Source organism: Pseudomonas sp. YL2 (genome assembly GCF_023063025.1).
GTDB classification, from domain to species: Bacteria; Pseudomonadota; Gammaproteobacteria; order Pseudomonadales; family Pseudomonadaceae; genus Aquipseudomonas; species Aquipseudomonas putida_A.
In genome coordinates this window covers 7092-11466 of record NZ_JAJSLU010000035.1, presented here as the reverse complement: position 1 = coordinate 11466, position 4375 = coordinate 7092, and the positions used below count along the sequence as shown (strand labels likewise).

At 61.3% G+C, this 4375-nt stretch carries 5 protein-coding genes; all 5 read left to right on the top strand.

Features of this window, described 5'->3' with window-relative positions:
• Positions 1-159 precede the first annotated feature (159 nt).
• Genes LVD08_RS27845 through LVD08_RS27825 form a run of 5 tightly spaced genes read left to right on the top strand, consistent with a single transcriptional unit; the run spans position 160 to position 4269 of the window.
• Complete coding sequence (locus tag LVD08_RS27845) at positions 160-966, top strand: alkaline phosphatase family protein (protein ID WP_247269758.1); 807 nt, start codon at positions 160-162, stop codon at positions 964-966.
• A gap of 5 nt (positions 967-971) precedes the next feature.
• Positions 972-1808 (top strand): ABC transporter permease, encoded by an 837-nt coding sequence (locus LVD08_RS27840; RefSeq protein ID WP_177325647.1) that lies wholly within the window; start codon positions 972-974, stop codon positions 1806-1808.
• Positions 1795-2595 (top strand): ABC transporter permease, encoded by an 801-nt coding sequence (locus LVD08_RS27835; RefSeq protein WP_007965346.1) that lies wholly within the window; start codon positions 1795-1797, stop codon positions 2593-2595. Before LVD08_RS27840 ends, LVD08_RS27835 begins: the two co-directional genes overlap by 14 nt.
• Positions 2592-3581 carry an ABC transporter ATP-binding protein gene (locus LVD08_RS27830; RefSeq protein ID WP_222015623.1) on the top strand — a complete coding sequence of 330 codons (990 nt, stop codon included), beginning with the start codon at positions 2592-2594 and terminating at the stop codon, positions 3579-3581. The genes LVD08_RS27835 and LVD08_RS27830 overlap by 4 nt, the downstream gene beginning before the upstream one ends.
• 34 nt (positions 3582-3615) lie before the next feature.
• On the top strand, positions 3616-4269 hold the full coding sequence (locus tag LVD08_RS27825; RefSeq protein WP_247269757.1) for an HAD family hydrolase: 654 nt from the start codon (positions 3616-3618) through the stop codon (positions 4267-4269).
• Positions 4270-4375 lie beyond the last annotated feature (106 nt).

The following is a 4375-nucleotide window of genomic DNA, read 5'->3' as shown; positions in this document are numbered from 1 at the left end:
CTCCGTGGGAGTCCCAAGGGGGGGGGGGGGCTTCCCCGCGAATGGGGTGGACCAGTCAACCTTTTATTGACTGCCCCCCCCCCTCCGCGAGCAAGCCCGCGCCCACAGGGGATCCAGGTTGAATCTGTAATTTCCTGTTTTCGCGGAGTTTTTGCCCCTATGAAGCACAACGTCATCCTTGTCGTGCTCGACGGTCTCAATTACGAGGTCGCGCGGCACGCCATGGGGCATCTGCAGGCTTACGTTGGCGCAGGACGCGCCGCGCTCTATCAGTTGGAGTGCGAGTTGCCGGCCCTGTCCCGACCGCTTTACGAATGCATCCTTACCGGCGTGCCGCCGATCGACAGCGGCATCGTCCACAACAACGTTGCGCGCCTGTCCAATCAGCGCAGCATCTATCACTACGCCCGCGACGCCGGCCTGAAAACCGCCGCAGCGGCTTATCACTGGGTCAGCGAGCTGTACAACCGCTCGCCGTTCGAAGCGGCCCGCGACCGTCATACCGACGATCCAGCGCTACCGATCCAGCACGGACATTTCTACTGGAACGATCACTACCCGGATTCGCACCTGTTCGCCGACGCGGAACACCTGCGCCTGCGCCATGCGCCGAATTTCCTGCTGATCCACCCGATGAACATCGACGACGCCGGGCACAAGCATGGCCTCGACTCCGCGCAATACCGCAACAGCGCACGCTCGGCAGACATCATCCTCGCCGACTACCTGCAAGGCTGGCTCGACGCGGGTTATCAGGTGCTGGTGACTGCCGATCACGGCATGAACAACGACCGCTCGCACAACGGCTTGCTACCGGAAGAGCGCCAGGTGCCGCTGTTCGTCCTCGGCAACGCCTTCAGCCTCAACGCTGAGGCCGCGCCGAAGCAGACCGATATCTGCGGCACGGTCTGCGAACTGCTCGGCGTCCCTCACGACAAACCTGTGTGCCGGGAGCTGCTCAAGTGAACGCCATGACTCGCGGCAAATGGCTCGCGGCCCTGTGTCTGGTGCCGTTCGCGCTGTTCTTTATCGTGTTCGAAATCGCCCCGCTGGTCTGGGTGATGATCAACAGCCTGCAATCGGAAGAGTTCGGCTGGGGCTTCGCCAACTTCAGCAAGATCTTCAGCTCGAAGTTCTATTTGCAGGCGATTCAGTACAGCCTGGAGATCAGTTTCTGGTCGAGCGTATTCGGCATCATCATCGCCGTGCTCGGTGCGTATTCGTTGCGCCGGGTCGACTCGAAACTGCGCAACTTCGTGAATGCCTTCGCCAACATGACCAGCAACTTCGCGGGGGTGCCGCTGGCCTTCGCGTTCATCATCCTGCTCGGCTTCAACGGCAGCATCACCATCATGCTCAAGCAGGCCGGGGTCATTCAGGACTTCAACCTGTACTCGAAAACCGGTCTGATCATCCTCTACACCTACTTCCAGATTCCCCTCGGCGTGCTGCTGCTGTACCCGGCGTTCGACGCCTTGCGTGAAGACTGGCGCGAGTCCGCCGCGCTGCTCGGCGCCAACGGCTGGCAGTTCTGGCGTCACATCGGTCTGCCGGTGCTGACCCCGGCCCTGCTCGGCACCTTCGTGATCCTGCTGGCCAACGCCCTCGGCGCCTACGCCACGGTGTACGCCTTGACCACCGGCAACTTCAACGTGCTGCCGATCCGCATCGCGGCAATGGTTTCCGGGGATATTTCCCTCGATCCGAATCTCGCCAGTGCCCTGGCCGTGGTGCTGGTGGCGTTGATGACCATCGTCACCGTCGTGCATCAACTGCTGTTGAAGAGGAGCTACCATGTCTCGCGCTGAATCCGGCCCGGCCGGCGTCTACCACCGCGTCGTGGTTTATCTGCTGTTCGCGATTCTGCTGCTGCCGCTGGTGGGCACGCTGATCTACTCGATTGCCAGCAGTTGGTCGGCGACCATCCTGCCCAGCGGTTTCACCTTCAAGTGGTACCTCCAGTTGTGGAGCGACCCGCGCTTCCTGCATGCCTTCGGCCAGTCGCTGCTGGTGTGCGTCGGCGCGCTGGTGCTGTCGGTGGTGCTGATCCTGCCGCTGCTGTTCGTGGTGCATTACCACTTCCCGAAACTCGATGCGCTGATGAACATCCTGATCCTGCTGCCCTTCGCGGTGCCGCCGGTGGTGTCGTCGGTGGGTCTGTTGCAACTGTACGGTTCCGGGCCACTGGCGATGGTCGGCACACCGTGGATTCTGATCGGTTGCTACTTCACCGTGGCGCTGCCGTTCATGTACCGGGCGATCACCAACAACCTGCAGGCGATCAACCTGCGCGACCTGATGGACGCCGCGCAACTGCTCGGCGCCAGCACCTTTCAGGCGGCATTTCTGGTGGTGCTGCCGAACCTGCGCAAGGGCCTGATGGTCGCGTTGCTGCTGTCGTTCTCGTTCCTGTTCGGTGAGTTCGTGTTCGCCAACATACTCGTCGGCACGCGCTACGAAACCCTGCAGGTGTACCTGAACAACATGCGCAACAGCAGCGGCCACTTCACCAGTGCGCTGGTGATCTCGTACTTCTTTTTCGTGCTGGTCCTGACCTGGATCGCCAACATCTTGAACAAGGACAAAAGCGAATGAGCTATGTCAGCGTCCAACACCTGCAGAAAAACTACGCGGGCACGACCGTGTTCAGCGACATCAACTGCGAAATCAACAAGGGCGAATTCGTCACCCTGCTCGGCCCTTCCGGTTGCGGCAAGTCCACGCTGCTGCGCTGCATTGCCGGCCTGACGCCGGTGGATGGCGGCAAGATCCTGCTTGATGGCGTCGACATCGTGCCGCTGAGCCCGCAGAAACGCGGGATCGGCATGGTGTTCCAGAGCTACGCGCTGTTCCCCAACATGACCGTCGAACAAAACGTTGCCTTCGGCCTGCGCATGCAGAAGGTCAATGCCGACGACAGCCACAAGCGTGTCGCCGAGGTGCTGAAACTGGTTGAGCTCAACGACTTCGCCAGTCGTTATCCGCATCAGCTCTCCGGCGGCCAGTGTCAACGCGTGGCCCTCGCCCGCTCGCTGGTGACTCGCCCACGCCTGTTGCTGCTGGATGAACCACTGTCGGCGCTGGATGCGCGTATCCGCAAACACCTGCGTGAACAGATCCGGCAGATCCAGCGCGAACTCGGCCTGACCACGATTTTCGTCACCCACGATCAGGAAGAAGCATTGACCATGTCCGACCGGATTTTCCTGATGAACCAAGGGAAAATCGTGCAGAGCGGCGACGCCGAAACCCTCTACACCGCGCCGGTCGATATCTTCGCCGCCGGCTTCATCGGCAACTACAACCTGCTCGACGCCGAGAGCGCCTCGAAACTGCTGCAACGGCCGATCAACCATCGCATCGCGATTCGTCCGGAAGCCATCGAGCTGAGCCTCAATGGCGAACTCGATGCACAGATCCGCAGCCACAGCCTGCTCGGCAACGTGATCCGCTACCGGGTCGAAGCGCGCGGCGTGGAACTGGTGGTGGACGTGCTCAACCGCTCGGCGGCGGATCTGCATCCCGACGGTCAGCGTCTGGCGCTTTCCATCGATCCGACGGCCCTGTGTGAGGTAGCCTGATGACTTTGCTGACGTTGAAGAGAGAACTGCACTGATGGCCCTGGCAATTTTTGATCTGGACGAAACCCTGATCCACGGCGACTGCGCCACCCTCTGGAGCGAGCAGATGGGGCGCCTGGGCTGGGTCGATCCCGAGTCGTTCATGCGCAAGAACAACGAGCTGATGGACGCCTACAGCCATGGCAAATTGCGCATGGAAGAATTCATGGCGTTCAGCCTCGAACCGATGGTCGGCCGTACCCCGGAAGAAGTCGAACACCTGGTCGGCCCATGGGTGGAAGACTTCATCGAACCGATCATCTTCAGCGACGCGACCAAAACCATCGCCGCCCACCGCAAGGCCGGCGACCGGATTCTGGTGATCTCGGCTTCCGGCACGCACCTGGTCAAACCGATCGCCGAGCGCCTGGGCATCGACGAAATTCTCGGCATCGAACTGGATGTCGCGCACGGTGTTTACACTGGCCAGACCGTCGGCACACTGACCTACCGCGAAGGCAAGATCACCCGCCTGCTGGAATGGCTGGATGCCGAGGAAGAGAACCTGGAAGGCGCGAGTTTCTACTCCGACTCACGCAACGATTTGCCATTGTTGCTGAAGGTGGATTTCCCGCACGTGGTGAATCCGGATCCGGCGCTGCTGGAGCATGCCGAAAAATCCGGCTGGCCGATCCATCTCTGGAAGTAAACATAGATCCAATTGTGGGAGGGGGGGGCCTGCGGGAGGGGGGGGGGGGGCGGGGAGGTGGTGTGTTGGTTGTGTTCTGTTCCGCTGCGGCTCGTCCCCGCGCCCG